General features: G+C 75.3%; 23 protein-coding genes. 10 read left to right on the plus strand and 13 right to left on the minus strand.

What is annotated here, in order from left to right:
• Nucleotides 1-85 precede the first annotated feature (85 nt).
• From V6U82_RS00775 to V6U82_RS00785, 3 genes are all read right to left on the minus strand, one after another.
• Entirely contained in the window at nucleotides 86-880 is a 795-nt protein-coding gene (locus V6U82_RS00775) for an isocitrate lyase/PEP mutase family protein (protein ID WP_334458560.1), read from the minus strand.
• The gene (locus tag V6U82_RS00780; protein ID WP_334458562.1) at nucleotides 877-1869 is read right to left on the minus strand and encodes a cytochrome P450; all 993 of its coding nucleotides are present in this window, start codon (nucleotides 1867-1869) and stop codon (nucleotides 877-879) included. Before V6U82_RS00780 ends, V6U82_RS00775 begins: the two co-directional genes overlap by 4 nt.
• A gap of 104 nt (nucleotides 1870-1973) precedes the next feature.
• On the minus strand, nucleotides 1974-2717 hold the full coding sequence (locus tag V6U82_RS00785) for an ArsR/SmtB family transcription factor (protein WP_334458564.1): 744 nt from the start codon (nucleotides 2715-2717) through the stop codon (nucleotides 1974-1976).
• A gap of 125 nt (nucleotides 2718-2842) precedes the next feature.
• Here V6U82_RS00785 and V6U82_RS00790 point away from each other — a divergent pair, with 125 nt between their 5' ends.
• Entirely contained in the window at nucleotides 2843-4501 is a 1659-nt protein-coding gene (locus V6U82_RS00790) for a family 43 glycosylhydrolase (protein WP_334458566.1), read from the plus strand.
• Nucleotides 4502-4516: 15 nt separating this feature from the next.
• Nucleotides 4517-5038 carry a hypothetical protein gene (locus tag V6U82_RS00795; RefSeq protein ID WP_334458567.1) on the plus strand — a complete coding sequence of 174 codons (522 nt, stop codon included), beginning with the start codon at nucleotides 4517-4519 and terminating at the stop codon, nucleotides 5036-5038.
• Nucleotides 5039-5077: 39 nt separating this feature from the next.
• Here the strand turns inward: V6U82_RS00795 and V6U82_RS00800 are convergent, their stop codons facing one another.
• Genes V6U82_RS00800 through V6U82_RS00810 form a run of 3 tightly spaced genes read right to left on the minus strand, consistent with a single transcriptional unit; the run spans nucleotide 5078 to nucleotide 7403 of the window.
• Nucleotides 5078-5611, minus strand: coding sequence for a 2'-5' RNA ligase family protein (locus V6U82_RS00800; protein WP_334458568.1), 534 nt, complete (start codon nucleotides 5609-5611; stop codon nucleotides 5078-5080).
• A gap of 44 nt (nucleotides 5612-5655) precedes the next feature.
• A complete protein-coding gene (locus tag V6U82_RS00805) occupies nucleotides 5656-6261 on the minus strand; it encodes a response regulator transcription factor (RefSeq protein ID WP_334458569.1) in 606 nt (201 codons plus the stop codon).
• A complete protein-coding gene (locus V6U82_RS00810) occupies nucleotides 6258-7403 on the minus strand; it encodes a sensor histidine kinase (RefSeq protein WP_334458570.1) in 1146 nt (381 codons plus the stop codon). Before V6U82_RS00810 ends, V6U82_RS00805 begins: the two co-directional genes overlap by 4 nt.
• Nucleotides 7404-7535: 132 nt before the next feature.
• Here V6U82_RS00810 and V6U82_RS00815 point away from each other — a divergent pair, with 132 nt between their 5' ends.
• Nucleotides 7536-8363 carry a hypothetical protein gene (locus V6U82_RS00815; RefSeq protein WP_334458571.1) on the plus strand — a complete coding sequence of 276 codons (828 nt, stop codon included), beginning with the start codon at nucleotides 7536-7538 and terminating at the stop codon, nucleotides 8361-8363.
• Nucleotides 8364-8481: 118 nt separating this feature from the next.
• Nucleotides 8482-10239, plus strand: a complete 1758-nt coding sequence (locus V6U82_RS00820; RefSeq protein WP_334458572.1) for a DEAD/DEAH box helicase — start codon at nucleotides 8482-8484, stop codon at nucleotides 10237-10239.
• 72 nt (nucleotides 10240-10311) lie between these two features.
• Here V6U82_RS00820 and lon read toward each other — a convergent pair whose 3' ends face one another.
• A complete protein-coding gene (lon, locus tag V6U82_RS00825; protein ID WP_334458573.1) occupies nucleotides 10312-12648 on the minus strand; it encodes an endopeptidase La in 2337 nt (778 codons plus the stop codon).
• A gap of 235 nt (nucleotides 12649-12883) precedes the next feature.
• Between lon and V6U82_RS00830 the strand changes: the two genes are divergently transcribed.
• On the plus strand, nucleotides 12884-13231 hold the full coding sequence (locus tag V6U82_RS00830) for a histone-like nucleoid-structuring protein Lsr2 (protein WP_334458574.1): 348 nt from the start codon (nucleotides 12884-12886) through the stop codon (nucleotides 13229-13231).
• Nucleotides 13232-13436: 205 nt separating this feature from the next.
• Here V6U82_RS00830 and V6U82_RS00835 read toward each other — a convergent pair whose 3' ends face one another.
• Both V6U82_RS00835 and V6U82_RS00840 read right to left on the minus strand, forming a co-directional pair.
• Nucleotides 13437-14726, minus strand: a complete 1290-nt coding sequence (locus tag V6U82_RS00835; protein WP_334458575.1) for a hypothetical protein — start codon at nucleotides 14724-14726, stop codon at nucleotides 13437-13439.
• A 256-nt stretch (nucleotides 14727-14982) separates the two neighbouring features.
• The gene (locus V6U82_RS00840; RefSeq protein WP_334458576.1) at nucleotides 14983-15849 is read right to left on the minus strand and encodes a DUF2726 domain-containing protein; all 867 of its coding nucleotides are present in this window, start codon (nucleotides 15847-15849) and stop codon (nucleotides 14983-14985) included.
• 106 nt (nucleotides 15850-15955) lie between these two features.
• On the opposite strand from V6U82_RS00840, the gene V6U82_RS00845 reads away from it, so the two are divergent.
• Together V6U82_RS00845 and V6U82_RS00850 are read left to right on the plus strand one after the other, a co-directional pair.
• Complete coding sequence (locus V6U82_RS00845) at nucleotides 15956-17047, plus strand: DICT sensory domain-containing protein (RefSeq protein ID WP_334458578.1); 1092 nt, start codon at nucleotides 15956-15958, stop codon at nucleotides 17045-17047.
• A gap of 31 nt (nucleotides 17048-17078) precedes the next feature.
• The gene (locus V6U82_RS00850) at nucleotides 17079-17801 is read left to right on the plus strand and encodes a helical backbone metal receptor (protein ID WP_334458579.1); all 723 of its coding nucleotides are present in this window, start codon (nucleotides 17079-17081) and stop codon (nucleotides 17799-17801) included.
• A 25-nt stretch (nucleotides 17802-17826) separates the two neighbouring features.
• Here the strand turns inward: V6U82_RS00850 and V6U82_RS00855 are convergent, their stop codons facing one another.
• Entirely contained in the window at nucleotides 17827-18525 is a 699-nt protein-coding gene (locus V6U82_RS00855; protein ID WP_334458580.1) for a CBS domain-containing protein, read from the minus strand.
• 218 nt (nucleotides 18526-18743) lie between these two features.
• Here V6U82_RS00855 and V6U82_RS00860 point away from each other — a divergent pair, with 218 nt between their 5' ends.
• Together V6U82_RS00860 and V6U82_RS00865 are read left to right on the plus strand one after the other, a co-directional pair.
• Nucleotides 18744-19325 (plus strand): hypothetical protein, encoded by a 582-nt coding sequence (locus V6U82_RS00860; protein WP_436836993.1) that lies wholly within the window; start codon nucleotides 18744-18746, stop codon nucleotides 19323-19325.
• Between the two features lie 154 nt (nucleotides 19326-19479).
• Nucleotides 19480-19848, plus strand: a complete 369-nt coding sequence (locus tag V6U82_RS00865; RefSeq protein ID WP_120569670.1) for an FKBP-type peptidyl-prolyl cis-trans isomerase — start codon at nucleotides 19480-19482, stop codon at nucleotides 19846-19848.
• 147 nt (nucleotides 19849-19995) lie between these two features.
• Here the strand turns inward: V6U82_RS00865 and V6U82_RS00870 are convergent, their stop codons facing one another.
• Nucleotides 19996-20394 carry an STAS domain-containing protein gene (locus V6U82_RS00870; RefSeq protein ID WP_334458582.1) on the minus strand — a complete coding sequence of 133 codons (399 nt, stop codon included), beginning with the start codon at nucleotides 20392-20394 and terminating at the stop codon, nucleotides 19996-19998.
• Between the two features lie 185 nt (nucleotides 20395-20579).
• Here V6U82_RS00870 and V6U82_RS00875 point away from each other — a divergent pair, with 185 nt between their 5' ends.
• Nucleotides 20580-21599, plus strand: a complete 1020-nt coding sequence (locus V6U82_RS00875) for an SMP-30/gluconolactonase/LRE family protein (protein WP_334458583.1) — start codon at nucleotides 20580-20582, stop codon at nucleotides 21597-21599.
• Between the two features lie 61 nt (nucleotides 21600-21660).
• Here V6U82_RS00875 and V6U82_RS00880 read toward each other — a convergent pair whose 3' ends face one another.
• A complete protein-coding gene (locus tag V6U82_RS00880) occupies nucleotides 21661-22932 on the minus strand; it encodes a L,D-transpeptidase (protein WP_181726604.1) in 1272 nt (423 codons plus the stop codon).
• Between the two features lie 555 nt (nucleotides 22933-23487).
• Nucleotides 23488-24936 carry a dihydrolipoamide acetyltransferase family protein gene (locus tag V6U82_RS00885; protein ID WP_334459027.1) on the minus strand — a complete coding sequence of 483 codons (1449 nt, stop codon included), beginning with the start codon at nucleotides 24934-24936 and terminating at the stop codon, nucleotides 23488-23490.
• Nucleotides 24937-25038 lie beyond the last annotated feature (102 nt).

Here is a 25038-nt window from a genome sequence, read left to right on the forward strand (position 1 = left end):
GGTCAGGACACGGCGTGATTGGGCCTGCACACACCGTAATGAGCCGAGAGGGCGGCGATCGTCCCATCTCCTCCGAAGTGCCCGATCAGGTGGCGGACGGCCCGGCCAGGGCCTGCACCTCCTCGTACCCGGGCGGCGCCGGCAGGCCCGCGTCGCGCCCGGCGCCGATCGCGTCGGTCAGATGCAGCGCCGCGCCGAGGGCCGCCCGGAACAGCAGCGACCCGGTGCTGACCCGGGCCACCCCGAGCCGCCCGAGGGCGGCCAGGTCCGGTCCGCCCGGCCGGTACAGCACGTTCAGCGGCAACCCCGCCTCGGCGGCGAGCACGCCGACCAGGTCGTCCGGCGCGCCCGGCACGAACAGGCCGTCGGCGCCGGCGTCCCGGAACAGCGCCGCCCGCCGCCGCGCCTCGGCCAGCGGCGACGGCACGCCCAGCCACCAGGCGTCGGTGCGGGCGTTGACGAAGATCTGCGGCACGGCGGCGCGGACGGCCGCGATCACGGCGGCGACGTGCTCCGCCGGGGCCAGGCGCCCGTCCGGGCGGCCGTCCTCCAGGTTCACGCCGGCCACGCCGAGCCCGGCCAGTTCGCCCACGAACGCGGCGACCTCCGCCGGGTCGTCGTGGAAGCCGTCCTCGACGTCCACCGTGAGCAGCGTCGGCAGGTCCCGCAGCCGGTACGCCAGATCCAGCGTCTCGGCGCGGGTGGCGCGGACCGCGTCCGGCCGACCGGCGGACGCCGCCACGCCCAGGCTGGTGGTGCCGATCGCCGGGTGGCCCCGGGCGGCGAGCGCCGCGGCGGAGGCGTGGTCCCAGGCGTTCGGCAGGAGCAGCGGTTCGCCGGGCCGGTGCAGGTCACGGAACGCGCGGTACCGGTCGGTCATCGCAGGATCACCTCGAGTCGGGCCGTCGGGACGTCAGGGGCCGGGCCGGCGGGACGGCAGCGGCGGCGCAGCACGCCGACCACACCGGCGGCCAGGGCGAGCGCGTGCCGCTGCCCGGGGCAGCCGCGGGGACCGGCGCCGAACGTCAGCGCGGCACCCGCCCGGCCGGCGCGGAACCGGTCCGGCTCCGCGAAGGCCGCCGGGTCGCGGTTGGCGGCGTCGAACCGCAGCAGCAGCCGCTCCCCCGCGCGTACCGGTTGGCCGTCCAGGCTCAGCGCGTCGGCGGCGACCCGGCGGGTGACCCGTACCGGTGGGTCGAGGCGCAGCACCTCGGCGAGCAACGCGTCGGTCCCGAGCCCGTCCGGCGCGGCGAGCCCGTGCCGGACGGCGGCCACGATCAGCCCGGCGGTGGCGTCGGCGGCCTGCACCAGCAGCCCGAGCCGGTTCGCTGTCACCTCAGCCGGAGCGGGCGGCGACATGGCCTGCAGCGCCGCCACCGCCCGGTCCGCCCGCCGCACCGCCGCCGGGCCGGCACCCGGGTGGTAGGCGGCGGCCACCGCCGTCACCTCCGCGACGGCCGCCGCCGGGTCGGCCAGGCCGAGCCGCTCCGCGAGCACCGCAAGGGGTACGCGCCGAGCCAGGTCACCGGTCACGTCCACCCGGTCCCCGGTCGCGGCGCGGTCGACGATCCGCCCGGTCAGCCGCTCCGCTGCCGCGCGCAGTTCCGGTGGGTCGAGCGTGTCGAGCGCCGCCACCCCGACGGCTCGCCGCGCGGCATGCCGGTCCGGCGGACTGAACCGGCTCACCGAGGCGCGCAGCCATGCCAGGCCGCCCTCCGGCGCTCCCTCGGCGGGTGGCACCACGCAGCGGGGATCGGTCAGGACGGAGACCACGTCCGCGTAGCGGGTGACCACCCAGCCGCCGTCGTCGGAGGTCGGCGGCCCGCAGGGCGGTGTGCCCGGAGCAGCCGTGATCGTCGGTGAATCCATCGTCCGACCGTAGGGCGCCGACAGTTCGGTCCGGACCGAACGATACGGCCGGGCCCACCCGGCGGTCCGGCACGGGCGGGACCGGTGCCGCGGGCACGGGCGGGTCAGGCGCGGGCGGGGCCGCTGCCGCGGGACGCGGGCGGGGCCAGCAGCGCCGGGTCGAGCGCGAGCGCCTCGGCCAGCGCGTCCCGACCGGACGTGGTGAGCCGCACCGCTCGCCCGGCGCCCCGCACGGTCCAGCCGAGGTCGAGGAAGCGCCCGCACAGCGCCGCCCCGAGCGCGCCGGCCAGGTGCGGACGCCGTTCGGTCCAGTCCAGGCAGTCGCGCACCAGCGGCCGCCGCGTCGCGCGCAGCGGTTCGACCGGTACGCCGAGACCGGCCAGCCAGGTCACGCCGTTGCCGGTCAGCGCCAGGCCGCCGGAGCGGTCGAGCACGCCGCGGTCGAGCAGGGCGTCGTACACCAGCACGCCGAGCCGCCCGGCCAGGTGGTCGTAGCAGGTGCGGGCGTACGCCAGGGCGACACCGGCCGACGCGGCGCGCAACGTGCGGGGCGGGGTGGCCGGGGCGGGCGCCCGCGCGGCCAGGTCCTCGACGAGCTGGGCGACGGCCGGGCCGGCGAGGCGGACGTACCGGTGGCGGCCCTGCCGTTCCTCGACGAGCAGGCCACCGGCCACCAGCCGGGTGAGGTGGTCGCTCGCGGTGGAGGCGGCGACCCCGGCGGCGCGGGCCAGCTCCCCGGCGGTCCAGGCGCGGCCGTCGAGCAGGGCGAGGCAGAAGCCGGCCCGGGTGGGGTCGGCGAGCAGCGCGGCGAATCCGGCGAGTCCGCGGCCGTCGGCACCGGTGGTCATCGGCCCATGCTGACACGGGCACGGTTCGGGCCGCGCCGAACGGTCACGGGGTTCTTTACAGCACTCTCTCCAACGTTGTAGAAACGGTGGCACCGCACCTCCGTCTACTCCCGAGGGCAGGCCCGATGGGACACCTCCGCCGCGGTGGCGCGCTCGCCGCCGTACTCACGCTTCTGCTCGCCGGCGCGGCCCCCGCGTCCGCCGCCCGGCCCGACCACTACCGCAACCCGGTCTCCGCCGGGTTCGCCGACACCTTCGCCGACCCGGTCGTGGTACGCGGCGACGACGGACTCTGGTACGCCTTCGGCACCTCCGACCCGCTGCGCGAGGGCGAGGGCCGCACGCACCGGGTGCCGATCGCCCGCTCCGCCGACCTGGTCGGCTGGACCTACGCCGGCGACGCGTTCACCCCGGACCAGCGGCCCGCCTACGCCGCGCCCGGCGCCGCGTTCTGGGCCCCCGACGTGCGGCGGGTGGCGGGCCGGTGGGTGATGTACGTGACGGTCACCGACACCACAGTCTCCGACGACACGTTCGACACCGCCGTGGGCGTGGCCACCGCGCCGAGCCCGGCGGGCCCGTGGACGTTCGCCGACACGCCCGTGGTCGCGCCGCGCCCGGGCGCCGGCGGCGGTTACCTGTGGACCATCGACCCGAGCCAGCTCACCGGCGCCGACGGCCGCCACTGGCTCTACTACGGCAGCTACTACGGCGGCATCTCGGTCACCGAACTGTCCCCGGACGGGCTGCGCGCGGTCGGCACGCCGACGCCGGTCGCGATCGACAACAAGTTCGAGGGCGCGTACGTGCTGCGCCGCGACGGCTGGTACTACCTGTTCGCCTCCACCGCGAACTGCTGCGCCGGCCCGGCCACCGGCTACTCCGTGCAGGTCGGCCGGTCGCGTGACCCGCGCGGCCCGTTCACCGACCGCGACGGGCAGCGCCTCGACGTGTCCCGGGCCGGCGGCACGCCGGTGCTCACCCAGAACGGCAACCGCTGGATCGGCACCGGGCACAACGCGGTCCTCACCGACCTGTCCGGGCAGGACTGGATCGCCTACCACGCGATCGACCGCGCCGACCCGTACCTGGACGAGCCGTTCGGCGTCAACGAGCGGCCGATGCTGCTGGACCGGCTCGACTGGATCGACGGGTGGCCCACCGTCAACGCGGGCGCCGGCCCCTCCGGGACCGCCCGGACCGCGCCCGTCACCACCGGCCCGGTCGACGCCCGCTTCGCCACCGCCGACCTGCGCGGCTGGCGGGCCGGGCACGGCCGCTGGCAGGCCGCCGACGGGGTGCTGACCGGCAGCGGCACGCTCACCTCGCGTACCCGCATGGGCGGCGACCTGCGCGTGGAGACCGACCTGCGGCTGACCGGCGCGGCCACCGCCGGGCTGCGGCTGCACGGCGTGGACGTCCGCGTCGGGCGCGGCCGCCTGAGCGCCGGCGCCGCGTCCACCGCGCTGCCCGCCGGCCTCGACCTGCGCGACCGGCACAATCTCGCGATCGAGGTACGCGGGCGGCAGCTCGTCGCCACGCTCAGCCCGTCCCGCCTCGGCGACCCCGTCGCCCAGGTGTCGGTGCGCCTGCCCCGCCCCGCGACGGGTGAGGTGTCCGTGCGCGCCGAGGGCGGCCGAGCCGAGTTCGACAACGTCAGCGCCGTCCGGCTGTACCGCCCGGCGCGGCACGCCGCCCCCGACCCGCGGGTCGGCCCGGTGCTGCGCGGCTACTCCGACGAGTTCACCGGCGGGCTCGACCCGGCCTGGCAGTGGGTACGCTAGGACCCGGCCGCCACCGTGGCAGGCGGCGCGCTGCGCTGGCCGGTCCAGGACGCCGACCTGTCCGGCACCGGCAACACCGCCTCGGTGCTGCTGTGCGACGCGCCGGCCGGGAACTACGTCGCCGAGACGAAGGTGACGCTGGACCTGGGCGAGGACAGCGTGCGCAACTACCAGCAGGCCGGCCTGGTCGCGTACGTCGACGACGACCGGTTCGCCCGGCTGACCCAGGTGGCGATCTGGAACACCCGGCAGGTCGAGTACGGCTACGAGCTGCCCTTCGCCGGGCAGCCCGTGTACGGCGGCAGCATCGTCGGCACCCCGGGCACCACCACCTGGCTGCGGCTGGCCCACCGGATCGACCCGGTCGACGGCGAGCACGAGTTCCGGGCCGGGTCCAGCCGCGACGGGAAGCACTGGACGTGGGGCGCGGTGTGGACGTTCCCGGCCGGCACGACGCCCCGGATCGGGCTGGTGGCGCACGGCGGCGCGACGCCGGCCGTCACGGCGGAGTTCGACTACCTGCGCTTCCACCGCTGACGTCCGGGGCCGTCCCCTCACGTGGGGGGCGGCCCCGGCTCAGCCGCCGGAACGCGGGCAGGCGGTGGTCAGCTCGCTAGTGGTGCGCGCGTCGCCGTCGTAGCTGCGCGCCGCCACGAACGCACCGGCCGGCGGGTGCGCGCCGGCGACCGCCCGGGCGCGGCGCCGGTCCGCCGCGCCGAACCGCAGCGCCAGGCTCAGGTGCGGCACCCACCGGCCGGGCTGGTGCCACGAGTGCCCGCCGGACGCCTCGGCGAGCACGTCCCAGACGGCGCCGTGCAGCGCGACGAGCTGCGGTGTCGGGCGGACCAGCCACACCAGCGGCGCGCTGCCGTCGAGCACCGCCACCCGGCCCAGCCGCACCGGCAGCGGGAGCGCCGCGTCGCAGAGGTCGGCGAGGCGCTGCTCGGCGCCGGGCGGGAACTCCTCGACCGAGGCGAGCGTCAGGTGCGGCCGGTTCGTCGGGTGCGTGTTGCGGGCCAGGCTGGGCAGCCCGGCGGCGGCGAGCCGGTCCCAGGCAGCGCGAACCGCCGCTTCCAGTTCGGGCGAGCAGAGCAGTTCGACCGTCCGCACGTGATCAGGCTAGTCGGCGTCAGCCGCCCGCGACGCCCCGTACGTCAGAGCCAGCCGGCCTCGCGCGCCCGCCGTACCGCCTCCGCCCGGTCGGCGGCGCCGAGCTTCTGCACGCAGGCGCTCAGGTGGTTGCGGACCGTTCCGGCGGCCAGATGGGTCCGCCGGGCGATCACCGCGACCGGGGTGCCCAGCTCGGCCAGCCGCAGCGTCTCCAGCTCACGCGGCGTGAGCGGGCACTCCGGCAGGGTGAGCGCGTCGGCCGCGAGCGCGGGGTCGACGTAGCGGGCGCCGGAGTGCACCCGGCGGATCACGTCGGCCAGCGCGCCGCCGGGGGCGCCCTTGGCGAGGAACCCGCGTACCCCGGCGGTGAGCGCCGGCCGGAGCTGGGCGGGCCGGCCGTGTCCGGTGAGGATCACCGGGGCGCAGCCGGGCAGCGCCCGGGCCAGCTCGGCGGCGACCTCGACGCCGCCGGGCGGTGGCATCTCCAGGTCGAGCACGGCGACGTCCGGGCGGTGGGCCAGCGCCGCGTCCAGGGCGCTGCGCCCGTCGCAGGCGTGCGCGACCACCTCGATGTCCGGTTCCAGGTCGAGCAGCGCGGCGAGCGCGAGCCGGATCAGCTCCTCGTCGTCGGCCAGCAGAACCCGGATCACGGCGTCACCGGCACTGTCGCCACCAGGCTGAACACGCCGTCGGCGGCGTGCGCCCGGACCCGGCCGCCGGCCGGTGCGAGCCGGTCGGCCAGGCCGCGCAGGCCGCCGCTGAGCCCGTCCGGTCCGCCGTCGTCCCGGACGCCGTCGTTGCGTACGGTCAGCGTCACCAAGCCGTCCTCCCGGGTGATCTCGATCCGGCACCAGCCGGCCCGGCTGTGCCGCAGCACGTTCGTCCCGGCCTCGCGCAGCACGGCGGCCAGGTCGGCGGCGATCGGCGCGGGCACCTCACCGGCCGGCGGGACCACAGTCGTGCGAACCCCGCTGGAGCGCAGCACCTCCCCCACCGCGGCGGCCTGCTCGGCCAGGTCGACGGCGCGGTAGCCGTGCACCGCCGCCCGGACCCGGGTCAGCGCCGAGCCGGCCAGCCGCCGCGCCTCGGCCGCCTCCCGGGCGGCCCGGCCGGCGTCGCGCGGCGCCAGCCGCTCCGCCAGCTCGGCCTTGAGCGCGATCACGGTCAGATCGTGGCCGAGCAGATCGTGTACGTCCCGGGCGAAGCGCAGGCGTTCCTCGGCCGCGGCGAGCCGCGCCTGGGCGGCCTGACCCTGCCGGGCCTCGACGAGCAGGTCCCAGAACCAGACCTGCACCCAGGTGAGCGCGGCGATCCCGGCGCCGACGACGCCGGTGACCAGCAGCGCCCGGGCCGGCGACCCACCGGTCAGGGCGGTGACGGCGGCGGACACCGCGAGGACGCCGGCCGCCGCCACCGCCGCGACGACGGGCCGGAACAGCAGCGGCGCCATGCCGACCAGGGAAGCGCCCAGCCACGCCCAGGTGGGCCAGGATCCGGCCGCGACCGGGCCGAGCAGCGGCAGGCTGAGCAGCGCCGCAACGGTCAGCGCGGCGTGCCGGCGACGGCGGGCCGGTACGGGCAGCCACGGCGTGACGGCGGCGTGCAGCACCGCGATCTGGGCGGCGGTGAAGGCGAGCAGCCCGGCGGCGCCGAGCGCGACGCGTACCGGGTCGGGTTCACGGGTCAGGCCGACGGCGGGCAGCAGCACGGTGGTCCACACGTTGGTGGCCAGCGACAGCAGGGTGACCCGCCGGGCCCGGCGCAGCCGGTGGTCGGCGGAATCGACTGTCATGCCCGCCGATCCTAGGGCGTGCGCCGGCCCGCCCGCCCCTGCGAGATGTCACGGCCGGATCGTGCGTTCCGCACGGTTTCCCGGTGACGGACGCGCCTTCTCCGGTGCGCCCGGCGGCGGCAGGGTCGGGGCATGACGGAGATGACTGTGGTCGTACCCCGGCGGTGGGCCGGGTGGGCGCGGACCCGGCACCTGGCCGGGATGGTGGTGGCGATGGTGGCCGGGATGGTGCTGCTCGGGCCGCTGTGGCAGGTGGGCGGGGGCCTGCTCGGCGGCACGGCGGTGCTGGCGCGGCCGGACGTGGGCGCGCTGGTGATGGCGACGAACATGGCGGCGGGCATGGCCGGGTGGATGTGGTACCGGGGGGACGGCCGGGCGGCCACCGCGGAGATGTCGGCGGCCATGTACGTGCCGTTCCTGCTCCTGCTCCCGCCCTGGTGGGCCGGATGGGTCGGGGACGACACGCTGCTGCTCGGCGGTCACCTGCTGATGGTGCCGGCGATGCTGCTGGTGGCGCTGCGGCACCGGCACACGCCCGCCGCGCCGCCCCGCCGCCACCCGGTCGCCGTGGCCGTGGCGCGGGGGTGGCCCGCCGGGCTGGGGCTGCTCATGACGGTGGACATGTGGTTCGCGCCGACCGTCTTCGCGCCGTGGACGCTGCTGGTCCTGCCGGCCGGCTACCTGCTGATCGGCACCTGGCGGCGGCAGTGGGGCGACCGGCGCGCGCTGGCGGCGCAGCTCGCCGGGGCGGCCGTGTGGGGCGGCCTGGCGGTCGTGGCGATGACCGCCTCCGCCGACGTCGCCGGGGTGCTCGTCGGGGTGGGCTGGCTCGTCCACGCCGCCTGGGACGCCTGGCACCACCGCACCGGCACGGTGGTGCCGCGCGGGTACGCGCTGTGGTGCGCGGTGTTCGACGTCGGGGTGGGTCTCACCACGCTGCTGGCCGTCCTGTCCCGGTGATCCGGCGGGGGCACGGGGCCACGCCGGATCACCCGGCAGGGACGGCACGCGGGTGTCGCGGCGAACGTTTGCCCCGGTCGCCGCGACCGCCGCACGCCGGTGATGAAAAACTTGTCGCATGACCGCCGCACCGACCCCGACCGACCCCGCCATTGCCGCCGACGCCGAGGACACCGCCGCCTTCGCGGATCTCGGGCTCCGCGACGAGCTGCTGGGCGCGCTTGCCGCGCTCGGCTACGAGGAACCCACGCCGATCCAGCGGGAGGCGATCCCTCCGCTGCTGGGCGGACAGGATCTGCTTGGGCAGGCGGCGACCGGTACGGGCAAGACCGCCGCGTTCGCGTTGCCGCTGTTGCAGCGGATGCCGGTCGGCCGGGCCGAGGGCGACCCGGTGTCGCTGGTGCTGGTGCCGACGCGGGAACTGGCCGTGCAGGTCTCCGAGGCGTTCCACCGCTACGGCAAGGACCTGGGCGCCCGCGTGCTGCCGATCTACGGCGGGCAGCCGATCGGCCGGCAGTTGCGCGCGCTCGACCACGGCGTGGACGTGGTGGTGGCGACGCCGGGCCGGGCCCTGGACCACATCGCCCGGGGCACGCTGCGGCTCGGCGCGCTGAGCACGGTGGTGCTGGACGAGGCGGACGAGATGCTCGACATGGGCTTCGCCGAGGACATCGAGGCGATCCTGGAGCACGCCCCGGCCGGCCGGCAGACGGTGCTGTTCTCGGCCACCATGCCGGCCCGCATCGACGGGCTGGCCCGGCAGCACCTGACCGACCCGGTCCGCATCCGGATCGAGCGGGAGCGGCCGGTCGCCGGGGAGGCCCCCCGGGTGCGGCAGAGCGCGTACATCGTGGCCCGGGGGCACAAGCCGGCCGCGCTGGGCCGGGTGCTGGACGTGGAGTCGCCGACCGCGGCGATCGTGTTCTGCCGCAGCCGGGAGGAGGTGGACCGGCTCACCGAGACGATGAACGGCCGGGGCTACCGGGCCGAGGCGCTGCACGGCGGGATGAGCCAGGAGCAGCGGGACCGGGTGATGGGCCGGCTGCGCGCCGGCACGGCGGACCTGCTGGTCGCCACCGACGTGGCCGCCCGAGGGCTGGACGTCGAGCAGCTCACCCACGTGGTCAACTACGACGTCCCGTCGGCACCGGAGTCGTACGTGCACCGGATCGGGCGGGTCGGCCGGGCCGGGCGGGAGGGTGTGGCGATCACGCTCGCCGAGCCGCGTGAGCACCGGATGCTCAAGACCATCGAGCGGGTCACCGGGCAGCGGATCGCCATCGACAAGATCCCCACGGTGGCGGACATGCGGACCCGGCGGCTGGAGCTGACCCAGGCCGCGCTGCGGGAGAGCCTGCTGGAGGACGACCTCGACCCGTACCGGGCGATCGTGGAGTCGCTCACCGACGAGTTCGACCTGGTCGAGGTGGCGCTGGCGGCGGTGAAGCTGGCGCACGAGGCGACGTCGCCGGGCTCGGACGACGAGGAGGAGATCCCGCAGGTTCCGGTCCGCGGTCCGCGCGAGGGCCGGCCGGAGACCGGCGGGCGGGGCGAGCGCCGGGGCCCGGGGCGCCCGCGTACCGGCGGCACCACCCAGGTCTTCATCGGGCTGGGCCGGCGGGCCGGGGTACGGCCGCAGGACCTGGTCGGCGCGATCACCGGGGAGACCCGGATCAGCGGCCGGGACATCGGCTCGATCGAGATCGCCGACCGGTTCTCGCTGGTCGAGGTGCCGCAGGGGGTGGCCGACGAGATCATCGCCGGGCTGCGCGGCACCACCATCAAGGGCCGCAAGGCGACGGTGCGCCGGGACCGCGACGGCGACGGTCCGGGCGAGCGCCGCGACCGGGGCTACGAGCGGCGCGACCGCCGCTGAGCCCGACGCGACCCGCGGGCGGACACGACGGCGCCCCGGCCACCGTGCGGACGGTGGCCGGGGCGACTGTCGTCAGGCCGCGGCGAGCGCCGGACCGTCCAGCGCCTCCGTGCCGATCTCGGCCGGGCGCAGCGCCAGCGCGAGCACGTCCGCCACGTCGGACAGGGTGTGCACGGTCAGCGCCTCCCGCACCTGCGCCGGCAGGTCGTCCAGGTCCGGCTCGTTGCGCTTCGGGATGATCACCTCGGTGAGGCCGGCCCGGTGCGCGGCGAGCAGCTTCTGCTTCACCCCGCCGATCGGCAGTACCCGGCCGGAGAGCGTCACCTCGCCGGTCATCCCGAACTCGGGCCGCACCGGACGCCCGGTCACCAGGGACGCCAGCGCGGTCACCATGGTGATGCCGGCGCTCGGGCCGTCCTTGGGCACCGCGCCCGCCGGGACGTGCAGGTGGATCCGCCGCCCGGCCAGCGCGTTCGGGTCCAGCCCGTAGCGCCGTCCGTTCGACCGCAGGTACGACCACGCGATGTGCGCGGACTCCTTCATCACGTCGCCGAGCTGGCCGGTGAGCGTCAGGCCCGGCTCGCCCTCCATCGTGGTGGCCTCGATGAACAGCACGTCCCCACCGGCGCCGGTGACGGCCAGGCCGGTCGCCACGCCGGGCACGGCCGTCCGCTCGGCCGACTCCGGGGTGAACTTCGGCCGGCCCAGGTAGCGGGCCAGGTTCCCGGCGTCCACGTGCACCGGCGCGGCGTCCGTGGCGAGCGCGACGGCCACCTTGCGCAGGATCTTCGCCAGGGCCCGTTCGAGCTGCCGGACGCCGGCCTCCCGGGTGTACTCGCCCGCGATCAGCGCCAGCGCCTCGTCGGCGACTGTCACCTCGTCGGCGGTCAGCCCGGCCCGCTCCCGCTGCCGGGGCAGCAGGTGGTCCCGGGCGATGGCGACCTTCTCGTCCTCGGTGTAGCCGTCCAGCGCGACCAGTTCCATCCGGTCCAGCAGCGGGCCGGGGATCGCCTCGACCACGTTGGCGGTGGCCAGGAACAGCACGTCGGACAGGTCGAGGTCGACCTCCAGGTAGTGGTCGCGGAACGTGTGGTTCTGCGCCGGGTCGAGCACCTCGAGCAGGGCCGCGGCCGGGTCGCCGGCGTAACCGGCGGCCAGCTTGTCGACCTCGTCGAGCAGCACGACCGGGTTCATCGAGCCGGCCTCGCGCAGCGCCCGCACGATCCGGCCGGGCAGCGCGCCGACGTACGTGCGCCGGTGGCCGCGGATCTCCGCCTCGTCCCGGACACCGCCGAGGGAGACGCGGACGAAGTTGCGGCCCAGCGCCCGGGCGACCGACTCACCGAGGCTGGTCTTGCCGACACCGGGCGGACCGGCGAGGGCCAGCACCGCGCCGGAGCCGCGTCCGCCGACCACGCCGAGGTTGCGCTCCGCGCGCCGGTTGCGCACCGCGAGGTACTCCAGGATGCGGTCCTTCACGTCGGCCAGGCCGGCGTGGTCGGCGTCCAGCACGGCCCGGGCCGCGGCCAGGTCCGTGTCGTCCTGGGTACGCGTGTTCCACGGCATCTCCAGGACGGTGTCCAGCCAGGTACGGATCCAGCCCGCCTCGGGTGAGGCGTCACTGGCCCGCTCCAGCTTGCCGACCTCACGAAGCGCCGCCTCGCGCACCTTCTCCGGCAGGTCGGCGGACTCCACCCGGGAGCGGTAGTCGGCGGAGCCGTCCGGCTCGTCCTCGCCGAGTTCCTTGCGGATCGCGGCGAGCTGCTGGCGGAGCAGGAACTCCCGCTGGGACTTCTCCAGCCCCTCGCGGACGTCGCTGTTGATCTGCTCGGTGACCTCCTGCTCGGCCAGGTGTTCCTTCACCCAGCCGACGAGCAGGTCCAGCCGGGCGGTGACGTCCGGCGCGGCGAGCAGTTCGGTCTTCTGCGCCAGGCTGAGCCAGGGCGCGTAACCGGCCGAGTCGGCCAGCTCGGACAGGTCGGTCATCCGCTCCATCGCGTCGATCACCTGCCAGGCACCGCGCTGCTGCAGCACTGACGTCATGAGCGCGCGGTACTCACGGGCGAGTTCCCGGGCGCGGCCCGCCGGTGCGGGCTCGTCGAGTGTGGTCGCCTCGACCCAGAGCGCGGCGCCGGGACCGGGCACGCCGGAGCCGATGCGGGCGCGGGCCAGACCTCGGACGACCGCCGCCGGCTCGCCGCTGGGCAGCCGGCCCACCTTCTCGATCGTGGCGACCACGCCGACGGAGCCGTACTCACCGTCGATGCGGGGCACGGCCAGGAGTTCCTTGTCGCCGGTGGCGCGCGCCGCGTCGACGGCGGCCTGGGTGGTCGGGTCGAGGGTCACCGGGATGACCATCCCGGGCAGCAGGACGGCGTCGGTCAGGGGAAGTACCGGAAGAGTTGCCATCGAACACCTGCCATCACGTTGGTTGAGCGTGTCTGGCTCAAGTAACAAAACATGTCCCTTGTTCCGGGTTGTGACCCACGCCACTGCGAAGCGCCGCGTTCCCGCGCCGCGCACCCAATGGCGACACCCCTTTACCGCGACCCGCCGAATGGAAACAGCGGGCTATTGTTGCGGAATTACCGCGCGGTAGGTCAAACTCTTAGCCACACCCCGCCCGACACAGGGAGTAATGGCGATGGCAAGGAAAGTAATCACCGTTCTGACCGACGACCTCGACGGCGGAAAGGCCGATCGGACCGTCGAGTTCAGCCTGGACGGCGTGGCGTACACGATCGACGTCTCCGACGAGAACGCCGGCGTCCTGCGCAAGGCGCTGGATCCGTACATCAGCGCTGGCAGGCGAATCGGCCGGGGAACGGCCGAGGTCACCCGCGGCGCCCGCCGCACCACCCGGCCGAGCACCTCGGGAATGGACCGCGAGCAGAACCGCGCCATCCGGGAATGGGCCGCCAAGAACGGGTTCGAGATTTCCGAGCGCGGGCGCATCCCCGTGTCGGTGGTCCAGGCGTACAAGAACCGCTGACCGCCACCGGTTCACCGTCGGGCATCCGGGGGTCACGCTGAGAAATCGGTGTGGCCCCGATCGGCTTTCTACGGCCGGCGCTTTTCATCCGGCCGCATAGCGCGGCACGAGATTTCTTCCGGGCTCACCTCCCACCGCGCCCCGGCGCGGGAACGGCAGCGGCCGCCCGGAGGAGTCCCCCGGACGGCCGCGGCCGTACGCCCGCTCAGTTGACCCGGATGCGCACCACGTCGATGGCGGGGGTCTGGTTGGCCCGCTCCATCATCGGGATACGGTGCGAGCCGTCACCGGCCCAGACCGCGCACTGCGCCACGCCCGACTGCGCCAGGCCCGGGATCTGGATCAGCACGTCGTCCGGCTGGTCGCCGCCCCGCCCGTCCTCGGTGGCGACGAAGAAGGCCGGCACGTCCTGCGGGTTCGGAGGCTGCCGGGTGCTGCCGAGCATCCGGCAGGCGGTGTGGAAGTGGCCGCGCACCAGGCCCTGGCCGTTGAGCAGCGAGCTCTCCAGGTAGTAGCCGCCCTGGCCGGCGGCGAGGAAGCGGTCCCGCACCAGGTTCTTGGTGGTGACCCGGAGCGTGAACGGCTGGTTGCGCCGCACCTGGTTCGGGAACTGCGTGATCAGCAGCGACGGGTTGTTCGCCGCGGCGCCCACCTCACCGAACGCGGTGCTCACGCACCGGTTGCCGTTCTGGAAACCGTCGTGGGCCTGGAGCTGGCTGCCGGAGCAGTCCTTGGCGAGCACGTTCAGGCCGTTGCCGCCGCCGTTGTTCTGGCCACCGCCATTGTTGTTCCCGCCGCCGTTGTTGCCGCCGTTCTGGCCACCGTTGTTGTCGCCGCCGTTCTGGCCCCCGTTGTTGTTCCCGCCGTTCTGACCGCCGTTCTGGGGGGTGTCGGTCAGCGCGCACTGGGCGAGCTGATCCAGGCCCTGCGGGCGCTGGGCGACCCGGCCGATGGCGGTGGCGATCCGGTTGAGCGCCGCGGTCCGCTTGTCCGCGAGCGGACGCAGGATCGCATTGTTGATGAAGTCGCCGCCGTTGCGGCCCTCCGCGGCGAGCCGCCGGTTCGCCTCGGCGATCTGCGACTCCAGCAGCGCCAGGGTGCGGTCCACCTCGGCGCGGGCCCGGTCGGGCACCTGCGGCAGCCGGCCGCGGACGTCCGGGCAGGCCACGGTCGGGGTGCCGGCGCCGGCGCCGCCCGCGTTGGTCTGCTGGCACTCGGCCGGTGACATCTGGCCGTCGCCCCAGTGGTTGCGGACCCAGCGGCCGTTCTGCCAGGTACGGGTGGTGCTGCCCTGGCCGTTCGGGGCGGTCGCCCCCGGGCTCGCGGGCACGCAGGACGCCGACGCGGCGCGGGTGGTCGTCCGCCGGTCCTGGGCGGACGAGATCTGGGTGACGGCGACGATGCCGCCGAAGACCGCGAGCGTGCCGACGACCGCCAGCAACCGCTTGCTCCGCGCGTTACCGGATGACCGGCGCGCCCGTGTGGACCTGCGCATCGAATTGCTCTCCTTCTCGATCCGGTAGTTGACTGGTGATCCCGGCGGACCGACGAATTCGGGGTGTGAGATCACTGCGACGCTCGGTCGCACGTCAATGGCCGACGATGCCCTTTCCGCACCGTCTCCGCGCCGTCGGCGGCGCGGCGGGGAAGATCTGCGTCCATTCCCGATGAGGTACGGAGCGCCGTCGGCGAAGGTTCAACCGGAGATCGGAAAAAAATCGAAAGTCGCCGTCGTCGCGGGCGAGGACGGCTCAGTCGGCGCAGAGGTGGTCGAAGGCGAACCCGCCGTCGAAGGAGTCCCGCCGCGCGGCCAGCGCGCGTACCCGCCGGAGAAGCTCGTCACGGTCCAGCAGGGACGGCGCGGCGGCGTCGAGGTCACGCAACCGCTCCCCCAGCGCCACCACGGCCAGATCCTCGGCGAGCCGCCCCGGGTCGACGCCGCAGGAGAAGCCGCGCGAGGTCAGCCGGACCCGCTCCAGCAGGCAGCGGCCGGGCCGCACCTCGGCCCAGGCCCACCCCTCCGCCGGGCCGTCGGTCCAGCGCACGTGCAGGCCGCGCACGATCGGGTCGGCGATGCGGCCCGCCACGTACGCCTCGACCGCCTCGACCCGGGCCAGCGCGCCCAGGTCGTTCACCGGCCCGCGCCGGCCGTCCGGCAACCGGCCGAGGATGTCCCGGAAGCCGACCGCGTCGCCGCCGTCCGGGTCGGTGCCGTCGGCGTAGGCCCGCGCGTCCAGCACGTACTCGACGAACCGGCGGACCTGCTCCGCGCCGCCCAGCGTGGGCGACTCGACACGCAGCAGCGGCAGGCCGACGGCGGCGCAGACCGCGTCGGTCAGCCGTTCCTCCCGCCGCGCGGGCGATCCGTCGGGGACGGGCGCGGTGAACCGCACCGCGAAGCGCGGCAGCCCGGTGCCGGCGTCGCAGACCACCAGGTCGAGCGACGCCCGTCCGGCGGTGCTCCACTGGCTGCCGGTGACCCCCGGCGGCCGGCCCTGCACCAGCTCGCCGAGCCGCCGCACGGCGTGACCGAGGTGGCCGGCACGGACCAGGGACGGCGCGACGCCGGGTGGGATCGGCCGCAGCCAGGAGGCGGTCACGCTGCCTGTGCTCGTCATCTCGCCCCGATCCCCCTCGTCCGGTCGACGCCCGAGTGTAGGCGGTGCGGCAGGACCGGTCCGGTCGACCGGTGCGCTACCGCGCCCGTCCCTCTAGGCTCTGCCCGTGCCCAGCGGACGGACCCCGGAACAGTTCACCAAACGCAGCCTCGTCGCCGTCTCCCACGCCGTCGAACGCGCCGCGCTCGCCGAGGCCGAGGACGGCCCGCTCGTCGTGCTCGCGCTGTTCCAGCGGCTGCCGTACTTCGCCCGGGAGCGCGAGGTCTACCGGCGCATCGCCGGCCGCGCCGCCGTGACGGTGGTGGCGATGGTCGGCGGGCCGCCGCCCGACCTGCCCGAGGGCGCCTACGGCGTGGCGCTGGACGAGACGGAGGCGCTGGCCCGGGAGTGGACGGTGGTGGCGCTGAGCCCTCGTTTCGGCGCCACACTCGTCGCGCACGACCGGGCCGAGGTGGCGCCCGCGCCGACGCTGGAGTCCGGCCGCCTGTTCGAGGGTCGCTGGGGTTTCCGCCGCGACGAGGCGCTGCACGAGACGATCCGGCTGCGCGAACAGCTCGCCGAGCGGCTGCCCGCCGTGGCACGTGCCGCGCTGGACGAGGCGATCGCCCGGGTGCGGGACATCCCGGCCGGGCCGGGCGAACCGCGCGCCGAGGCGGCGCTGCGGCTGCTGGCCCGCCGCGGCGACCGGAACAACCAGCCGGTCGAGCCGGCCGAGGCGATGCTGGACGAAGCCGGCCTGGCCCGCTGGTCCGGCGCGGACGGGGTGACCGCCTCCGGCACGCTGCCGGTGGCGCTGGTCGGGCTGCGGGTGGACGCGCCGCCCGGCTCGCCGGAACGCTTCGGCCGACGCGGTGTCGCCCGCGAGGGGCACGCCGTGCTCACCGCGATCACCGCCGTGCTGCGGCCGGTCGACCGCGCGCTGCGGGTCACCGAGAACGAGTTCCAGCTCCTTTTGCCGGGGCTCGACGAGCCGGCCGCGCTGGAGGTGGTACGCCGGCTGCACGACGCGATCGGCGCGCTGGCCCGGTCGTACCCGTTCATGGCGTACACCGTGCACGCGGCGGTCGGGGTGACCACCCGGCGGCCGCTGCCCACCGCGGACCTGCGCGCCGCTGTCGACTGGGCGGTACGCAAGGGCGTGCCGGTGGCGGGCCTGCCGGCGGAGAACGCCGACGCCGTGGCCGCACCGGCACACTGACCGGCCGGTCCGGCTCGAGGGAGGAGACGCCGTGCGGGTGGTGTCACTGGTGCCGTCGCTGACCGAGGCGGTCGCGGCCACCCGCCCGGAGGTGCTGGTCGGGGCGACCGACTGGTGCACCCGTCCGGCCGGGCTGGACGTCGCCCGGGTCGGCGGGACGAAGTACCCCGACCTGGACCGGGTGCTCGCGCTGGAGCCGGACCTGGTGCTGCTCAACGAGGAGGAGAACCGGCTGGCCGACGCCGAGGCGTTACGCGCGGCCGGAGTGCCGGTCCGGGTCACGTTCCCGCGTACCGTGCCGGAGGCCCTCGACCAGCTCGGTGAGCTGGTGGTCGCGCTCGGCGCGCCGGCCGAGCCGCCGTGGCTGCGCGAGGCCCGCCGCGCGTGGGCCGCGCTGCCCGCGCCGGGGCGGGTCCGCACCGCCGTGGTGCCGGTGTGGCGGCGGCCCTGGGTGGTGCTGGGGCGGGACACGTTCGCCGGGGACGTGCTGGCCCGGCTCGGTGTGCGCAACGGCTGGGCTGACGACGCCGACCGCTATCCCCGGCCGAGCCTGGACGAACTGCGCGCCCGGGCGCCGGACCTGGTGGTGCTGCCCGACGAGCCGTACCGGTTCACCGCCGACGACGGGCCGGAGGCGTTCCCCGGCGTGCCGGCGGCGCTGGTGTCCGGCCGGCACCTCACCTGGTACGGCCCGTCACTGGCCGAGGCCCCGGCGCTGCTCGCCGCCCAGCTCGCCACCGAGGGCCCCACCTGACCGGTGGGGCCCGGACCGGCGGCGGTCAGGCCACCGGGGTGGCGTGCACCGGGTCCAGCTCCATCAGCGTGGTGTCGTCCACGTCGTACCCGATCGCGTTGTGCACCGCGACCACACCCGCGACCTGGGCGGCGAGACGGCCGGCGAGTTCGACGGCGCTGCGCCGGTCCAGCCGCCCGTCCATGGTGACCTCACCGCCGCGGACCTGGACGGTGACCAGGCCGTCGCGCACCGACAGCACCCGGCGCAGCACCTCGTGCACGACCTCCTCGCGGATCTCCGCGTCGGTGCGCAGGTGCACGCGCAGCAGGTCACCGCGGGTGACGATGCCGGCCAGCCGGCCCAGGTCGTCCAGCACCGGGAGCCGCTTGACCGCCTCGTGGTCCATCAGCCGGGCGGTCGCCGCGAGCGACGCCCGCTCGTGGGTGGTGACCGCCGGGGCGGTCATCAGGTCCCGGGCGACGAGCGCGCCCGCCTTCTCCCGCGCGGTACGGCGGCGCCGTCCCTCGAAGACCCGCCGCTCCTCCGGGTGGCCGGACCGCTCCACCTTGTGCAGCAGGTCCGCCTCGGAGATCACCCCGAGCACCCGGCGGAACGAGTCCACCACCGGCACACCGCTGATCCGCTGCCGGACCAGCACGTCGACGACCTCGCGGTACGGGGTCTCCTCCGTCACCGTAGCGACGTCCCTGGTCATCACGTCGGCCACCTGCCACGTCCTCATCACGACCTCCTCGTGCCGGGTCTCCACCTGCGACGGTAGGCGGCCGGCGGGCGCCCTGGTCAGGGGCGGCGGACCGGCCGTGAGGGGCCGACCGGACCGGGTACGGACGGGACCAAGGACCCGGTCAGGAGGGCACCTCTCGGCCCTGCTGCCGGACGCCGCGCGGCGGTGGAATGAATGTGCCACCGGGAAGCGCGGTGCGAGGCACAGGAAGGGACGTGGAGACAATGACCGCGACAATCGAGCGGACCCCCGCCGTCAAGCGGACCCCCGCCGCCACCATCGCTCCGGCGGCGCACACCGAGACCACCCGCCAGAAGGCCACCCGGTACGTCTGGGCCGGTCTGCGGCTCGCCCTGGGCTGGGTGTTCCTCTGGGCCTTCCTCGACAAGATGTTCGGCCTCGGTCACGAGACCCCGGCGAAGAACGCCTGGATCAACGGCGGCAGCCCCACCAAGGGCTTCCTCGGGAACGCCGTCGAGGGACCGTTCGCGGGCTTCTACCAGAACCTGGCCGGCGCGGCCTGGGCGGACTGGCTGTTCATGCTCGGCCTCCTCGGCATCGGTGTCGCCCTGATGCTCGGCATCGGCATCCGGGTCGCCGCCGTCGCCGGCGGGCTGCTCCTGGTCCTGATGTGGACGGCCGTGCTGCCCCCGGCGAACAACCCCTTCATGGACGACCACCTCATCTACGCGGGCCTGCTGGCCGGTCTGGCCCTGGTGGGCGCCGGCAACACCCTCGGCCTCGGCCGGATCTGGGCGAAGCTCCCCCTGGTCCAGCGTCTGCCCTGGCTGAAGTGACCAGCTCGCCCCGGGGCGGGCGTCGCCGACAGGCGGCGCCCGCCCCCTTTCGTGTCCCCGCCACGCCGGTGTGCGGGGACCGGCGCGTATCGGCCGGTCGCGATCCGGCAGGATCGACTGTGACCACACCGTCAGCATCCGAGGAGACCCGCTCATGGACAAGCCCGAGGTCGGCCCGATCGAGGGCGCGCCGCCCGCCGATCTCGTCGTCGAGGACATCACCGTCGGCGACGGCCCGGAGGCCCGCCCGGGCCAACTGGTGAGCGTGCACTACGTGGGCGTGGCCCACTCGAACGGCCGCGAGTTCGACGCCTCGTGGAACCGGGGTGAGACGTTCGAGTTCCCGCTCGGCGGCGGCCAGGTCATCGCCGGCTGGGACCAGGGCGTCGTGGGCATGAAGGTGGGCGGCCGGCGCCGGCTCACCATCCCGCCGCACCTGGGCTACGGCGCCCGGGGCGCCGGCGGCGTCATCAAGCCGAACGAGACGCTCGTCTTCGTGGTGGACCTGCTCGGCGTGCGCTGAGCGCAGCGCCCTTCACGCCGGGCCGCCGGCACTCGCGCCGGCGGCCCGGCGCGTGCACGGCCGACGCGCGGCGGCCCGGTTCGTGTCTCGGGGGTCGCCGGGCGGCGGCCCCGCTCCGGCTCATGCCGCCCGACGGCCCGCTCGGGCTCAGGCCGCGCAGGCCACCAGCTCGTGGGAGCGGCCGGACAGGTCCTGGGCGCGGCCGGGCAGGGCTTGCGAGCGCTCGGAGCAGCGCACCGGGAGCACCCGGTGCAGGCCGGTCACCCGAAGCACCCGGGCCACCACCGGGTCGGGGTCGGTGAGCACCAGCTCACCGCCACGGGCCCGGACCCGCAAGTGGGTGGCGACCAGCGCGCGGACACCGGCGGCGGAGAGCAGCCGCACGCCGGACAGGTCGACCCGCAGCACCGGCCGGGCCGGTGCCGCCCAGAGCGCGGCCCGGAACGCCGTCACGGAGGCGATGTCGATCTCGCCGACCGGGCGCAGCTCGACCACGTGATCGTGCACGTCCATCGCCACGTGGAAGCGCTCACCGCTGTGTACCATGCGGCCAAACCTACCGGGCCCCACCGACATTTCCGGACCCCGCGGCGGGGGTTCCGGGTAGTGTCCGGGACCCGACCCCGAGCCGTCTCAGGGTCTACCCTCAGCCGCGACGCCACGCCGCGCGGGACGCCGCGAAACGCCGTCGGGGACTGCCCTGCGCGACGCCGCCGGGCCACAATGAGTCGATGGTCGTCCCCCGCCCGCGTGCGCCCCTGCTGATCCGGCCGATCCGCGAGCCGGCGACGGTGCCGCCGCCGCTCACCGGCCCCTGGGCGCCCGCTGACACCCGGCTCGACCGGGCCGACCTGCTGCCGCTACCGGCCGGCGGCCACGGCCCGGAGGACGTGGTGGTCGACGGCGACGGCCGGGTGGTCAGCGGCGACGAGGACGGCCGCCTCTGGTGGTGGCCGGCCGACTCCCCGCCCGGCACGCCGCCCACCCTGCTGGCCGAGACCGGCGGGCGGCCGCTGGGCATCGAGCGCGATCCGGTCGACGGCGGACTGCTGGTCTGCGACGCGTACCGGGGACTGCTGCGGGTCGACCCGGGCGGCCGGGTGCACGAGCTGACCGGGACGGCGCCGCCGGTGCACCTGGCCGACAACGCGGCGGTGGCGCGCGACGGCACCGTCTACTTCACCGACTCGTCCGACCGGTTCCCGCTCTCGCACTGGAAGCGCGACCTGCTGGAGCACCGGCCCAACGGGCGCGTCCTCGCGTACGACAGGCGCACCGGGCGCACCGACGTGGTCGCGGACGGGCTCTACTTCCCCAACGGGCTCGCGCTGACCCCGGACGAGTCGGCGCTGATGCTCGCCGAGACCGCCACCCACCGGCTGCTCCGGGTGGACCTGCCGGGCGGGCGGGCCACTGTGCTCACCGACCTGCCCGCCTACCCGGACAACATCTCCGCGGTCGGCGACGGCACCTACTGGGTCGCGTTGCCCAGCCCTCGGCTGCGCGCCATGGAACGGCTGCTGCCACACCCCCGGGTGCGGCAGATCGTGGCCCTGCTGCCCGGCGCGGTGCAGCCGCAGCCGCGCCGCTACGGGCTGGTCGCGCTGGTCGACGGCACCGGCCGGGTGCTGCGCACGCTGCACGGCCCGAGCGGGGCGTACCCGATGGTCACCGGCGTGCGGCAACACGGCCGCCACCTCTGGCTGGGCAGCCTGACCGCGACGGGGGTGGCCCGCGTCGGCCTGGACTGAGCACGGCGCGGGGCCGGCCCGCGCGGACGCGGGCCGGCCCCGCGGCCGTTCCTCCCCAGGTTCAGCCGCCGCTGTTGCTCCGCGAGGGGGCCGGGGCCGGTGACGACCCGCCGGCCACCGCGCCCGGGTGCGGCGTGGCGCTCTGCGTGGGCTTCAGCCCCGCCGGTACGGGCAGCGCGCTGCCCTTGGCGAACTCGTCCCAGCCGACGTTCCAGGCGGTGAAGCCGTTGCCCTGGTCGAGCTTCACCTCGGTGCCCTTGACCGTCACCAGGTCACCGACCTGCGTGAAGCCCATCAGCCAGTCCGCTGCGGTGGCCGAGACGTTGGTGCAGCCGTGCGAGACGTTCGTGCTCCCCTGGTCCCCCTCCGACCACGGCGCCGAGTGGATGAACTCGCCGCCCCAGGTCAGGCGCTGGGCGTCGTCCACGTCGACCACGTAGCCGCCGTCGGGTTCGCCACGGGTGTCGAACGTGGTGTGCTCGTGCTTCTCCATGATCACCATGTTGCCGCTGGACGTCGGCGTGCTCGGTTTGCCGAGACTCACCGGGATCTTCTTGAGCACCTTGCCGTCCTGGTAGACGGTCATCTGCTTGGTCCCGTTGTCGATGTCGAGCGTCACCTGCCGGCCGACCTTGGCGCTCGCGATCCGGTCGGAGTCGCCGACGGCGTCCTTGCCGATGGGCAGTCCCTGCAACGCGCTGCGCACGCTGATCTTCGTGCCCGGCTTCCACCGGTCCGGCGCCCGGTACTCGGCCTGCTTTCCGTCGGCCACCCAGGACCACGTACCCGGCTGCGGCGGGTCGGTCTTCACGAACAGCCGGCGCTGGACGTCCGCGCGGGCCTCCTTCGGAATCGGCGGGTCGAATCCGAGCACGACCGGCATCGCCGTCCCGTACGTCTGATTCGGCCGGAAATACAATTCGCTGGTGACGGCCGGTTTGGTGGATTTGGCCATCGTCGTGAACGTCGTTCTCTGCGTGGCGGTCTTGCCGGAATCGCCGGTCGCGGTCACCTCCGCGGTGTACGTCCGGGAATTGGCGAGCGGCCGGTCCGGCACCCAGCCGGAGCCGTCCTCACGCGGCTGGGCCGGCACGGCGTTGCCCTTGTCGTCGGTCAGCTTGACCGCTGTCACCTTGCCGTTGCTGACCTTCGTCCCCACCTCCGCGCTGATCGGCACGTCCCGGGTACGGTCGGCCGGCGACACGGAGACCGACGGCGGCGCGGCCTCGGCCCGCTTCGCCACGGACTTCGGGCCGGCGGTGCACGCGCCGACCGCCAGTGGCGCGGCTGCGACGGTCATCGCGAAAAGCGTCAGTCGGCGCCTCGCAAACATATTTCGCCCCCCATTTCCGAACCCTCTCGCCCACATTCTGTAGGCCCGGGATCGCGCCGTGGCACCTTCGGCAGAATTGCTCGGAAAGGCTGCGGAGAATCGTGCCGCACAGGTAATTCCCGTCCCCGCTTGCGCCCCACGCCCCCTCCGCCCGGTTCCCTCGTCGCTCACCCGCCCTCCCCGGTCCGTCGATCATGAAGTTGACGGCGCGAAGTGTCCGTTCTGCCCCCGTCAACCTCATGATCGACGGACGGAGGCGAGAGGCAGTGCGAGATCTTGGTACGAAACGGCCCTCATGGGGGCGCTTTCCTACCAAGATCTCGAGCGCGCCGGATCAACGGTCCCGCAAGGCGGGCAGTGCTGGACGCGATCGTCCACGCCACCCGCATCGCCGCCGCGATCTTGCAGTTGCGGCCCTGGAGAACGGTGCGAATCGGGCACATCCAGGGCCGCAAGTGCAAGATCGCGGGCGGGCGGGCGGGCGGCGGAGGAGGACGGGCGCGGCCCCGGCTCTCCGTGGGGAGGGCCGGGGCCGGGTGCCGGGAGCCGTACCGGTCAGACGTTGGCGACCAGCAGGGCGGGCTGCTCGACGCAGTCGGCCACGTGGCGCAGGAAACCGCCGGCCACGCCACCGTCGCAGACCCGGTGGTCGAACGTCAGACTGATCTGGGTCACCTTGCGGACGGCGAGCTGCCCGTCCACCACCCACGGCTTGTCCACGATCCGGCCGACGCCGAGCAGCGCCGCCTCCGGGTGGTTGATGATCGGCGTGGAGCCGTCCACGCCGAACACGCCGTAGTTGTTGAGCGTGAACGTCCCGCCGGTCAGCCGTGCCGGCGGCAGCGTGCCGGCCCGGGCCGCCGCCGTGGTCTCGGCGAGCGCGGCGGCCAGCTCCCGGGTGGTGAGCCGCTGCGCGTCGCGCAGCACCGGGACGACCAGGCCCCTGTCGGTCTGCGCGGCGATGCCCAGGTGCACGCCCGCGGACTGCACGATCCGCTGTCCCTCGGTGTCGACGTGCGCGTTGAGCTGCGGGAACTTCCGCAGGCCGCTGAGGCAGATCCGGGCCAGCAGGGCCAGGATGCTCACCGGTGCGTCCGGGGTGGCCGCGTTGATCGCGGCGCGCGTCTCCAGCAGGCCGGTGGCGTCCACGTCGACCCAGATGGTCACCTCGGGGATCTCCCGGCGGCTGCGGGAGAGCTTGTCGGCGATCACCTTGCGGATGCCGGTGAGCGGGATGACCGTGTCGCCGTCGCCGGACGGGGCGAGCCCGGCGTGGGCGGCCGGGGCGTCCGGCACCGCTGCCAGCCGGGCCGCCGGGGCGGTGGTGGTGGGAGCGGCCACGGCGGCGTCCAGGTCCGCCCGGCGGATCACGCCGCCCGGCCCGGTGCCGCGCAGCGACGCCAGGTCGATGCCGTGCTCCTTCGCCAGCCGCCGCACGATCGGCGAGATGACCAGCGGCGCCGCCGCCGATCCGCCGGCCGGTTCCGCAGCGGCCGCCCGGCCCGCCGACGCGGCCACGCCGCCCGGGACCGATGATTTGGCCAGGGCCGGAGCACCCGCCGGGGCCGGGGAGCCGGTCACGGCCGAGGCGTCCGCCGAGGCGGGCGCGCCGGGCTCGGGAGCGAGCGCCAGCCGCGGACGGCGCCTCCGCCGGCCCGTGCCGCCGTGGCCGGTGCCGTAGCCGATCAGGACGTTGCCGGAACCCGCCCGCTCCTCCTCGCGGTAGGTGGCGTGCGGGTCGGGGGCGTCGTCGAGCGGGGCGATGGTGATCAGCGGCTGACCCACCGGGCGGACCTCACCGGCCGCGCCGTGCAGCGCCACGACCCGTCCGGCGTACGGGCAGGGCACGTCGACGACGGCCTTGGCGGTCTCCACCTCGACCACGCTCTGGTCCACGGTCACCACGTCGCCGACGGCGACCCGCCACTCGACGATCTCCGCCTCGCTCAGCCCTTCGCCCAGGTCGGGAAGAAGGAAGTCGCGGGTTCCCACAGCCGTGGTCATGCCGCGCTGGCCGGGCATGCCCTCACGGCCCTCGCTGCGCTCGGTGCGTTCGGTCATGCCGATCCGGCCGGGCATGCCCTCACGGCCCTCGCTGCGCTCGGT

It is taken from the genome of Micromonospora sp. CPCC 205554 (assembly GCF_036902745.1).
In the GTDB taxonomy this organism is placed as follows: domain Bacteria; phylum Actinomycetota; class Actinomycetes; order Mycobacteriales; family Micromonosporaceae; genus Micromonospora; species Micromonospora tulbaghiae.

Bases quoted from the DNA above. Each gene is read 5' to 3' on its own strand.
- V6U82_RS00835 (WP_334458575.1), bottom strand. From the start codon at position 14,726: ATGCGCAGGTCCACACGGGCGCGCCGGTCATCCGGTAACGCGCGGAGC.
- V6U82_RS00885 (WP_334459027.1), bottom strand. From the start codon at position 24,936: ATGACCACGGCTGTGGGAACCCGCGACTTCCTTCTTCCCGACCTGGGC.
- V6U82_RS00870 (WP_334458582.1), bottom strand. From the start codon at position 20,394: ATGGTACACAGCGGTGAGCGCTTCCACGTGGCGATGGACGTGCACGAT.
- V6U82_RS00830 (WP_334458574.1), top strand. From the start codon at position 12,884: ATGGCAAGGAAAGTAATCACCGTTCTGACCGACGACCTCGACGGCGGA.
- V6U82_RS00880 (WP_181726604.1), bottom strand. From the start codon at position 22,932: ATGTTTGCGAGGCGCCGACTGACGCTTTTCGCGATGACCGTCGCAGCC.
- V6U82_RS00855 (WP_334458580.1), bottom strand. From the start codon at position 18,525: ATGAGGACGTGGCAGGTGGCCGACGTGATGACCAGGGACGTCGCTACG.
- V6U82_RS00820 (WP_334458572.1), top strand. From the start codon at position 8,482: ATGACCGCCGCACCGACCCCGACCGACCCCGCCATTGCCGCCGACGCC.
- V6U82_RS00780 (WP_334458562.1), bottom strand. From the start codon at position 1,869: ATGGATTCACCGACGATCACGGCTGCTCCGGGCACACCGCCCTGCGGG.
- V6U82_RS00815 (WP_334458571.1), top strand. From the start codon at position 7,536: ATGACGGAGATGACTGTGGTCGTACCCCGGCGGTGGGCCGGGTGGGCG.
- V6U82_RS00810 (WP_334458570.1), bottom strand. From the start codon at position 7,403: ATGACAGTCGATTCCGCCGACCACCGGCTGCGCCGGGCCCGGCGGGTC.
- V6U82_RS00865 (WP_120569670.1), top strand. From the start codon at position 19,480: ATGGACAAGCCCGAGGTCGGCCCGATCGAGGGCGCGCCGCCCGCCGAT.
- V6U82_RS00790 (WP_334458566.1), top strand. From the start codon at position 2,843: ATGGGACACCTCCGCCGCGGTGGCGCGCTCGCCGCCGTACTCACGCTT.
- V6U82_RS00875 (WP_334458583.1), top strand. From the start codon at position 20,580: ATGGTCGTCCCCCGCCCGCGTGCGCCCCTGCTGATCCGGCCGATCCGC.
- V6U82_RS00840 (WP_334458576.1), bottom strand. From the start codon at position 15,849: ATGACGAGCACAGGCAGCGTGACCGCCTCCTGGCTGCGGCCGATCCCA.
- V6U82_RS00785 (WP_334458564.1), bottom strand. From the start codon at position 2,717: ATGACCACCGGTGCCGACGGCCGCGGACTCGCCGGATTCGCCGCGCTG.
- lon (WP_334458573.1), bottom strand. From the start codon at position 12,648: ATGGCAACTCTTCCGGTACTTCCCCTGACCGACGCCGTCCTGCTGCCC.
- V6U82_RS00775 (WP_334458560.1), bottom strand. From the start codon at position 880: ATGACCGACCGGTACCGCGCGTTCCGTGACCTGCACCGGCCCGGCGAA.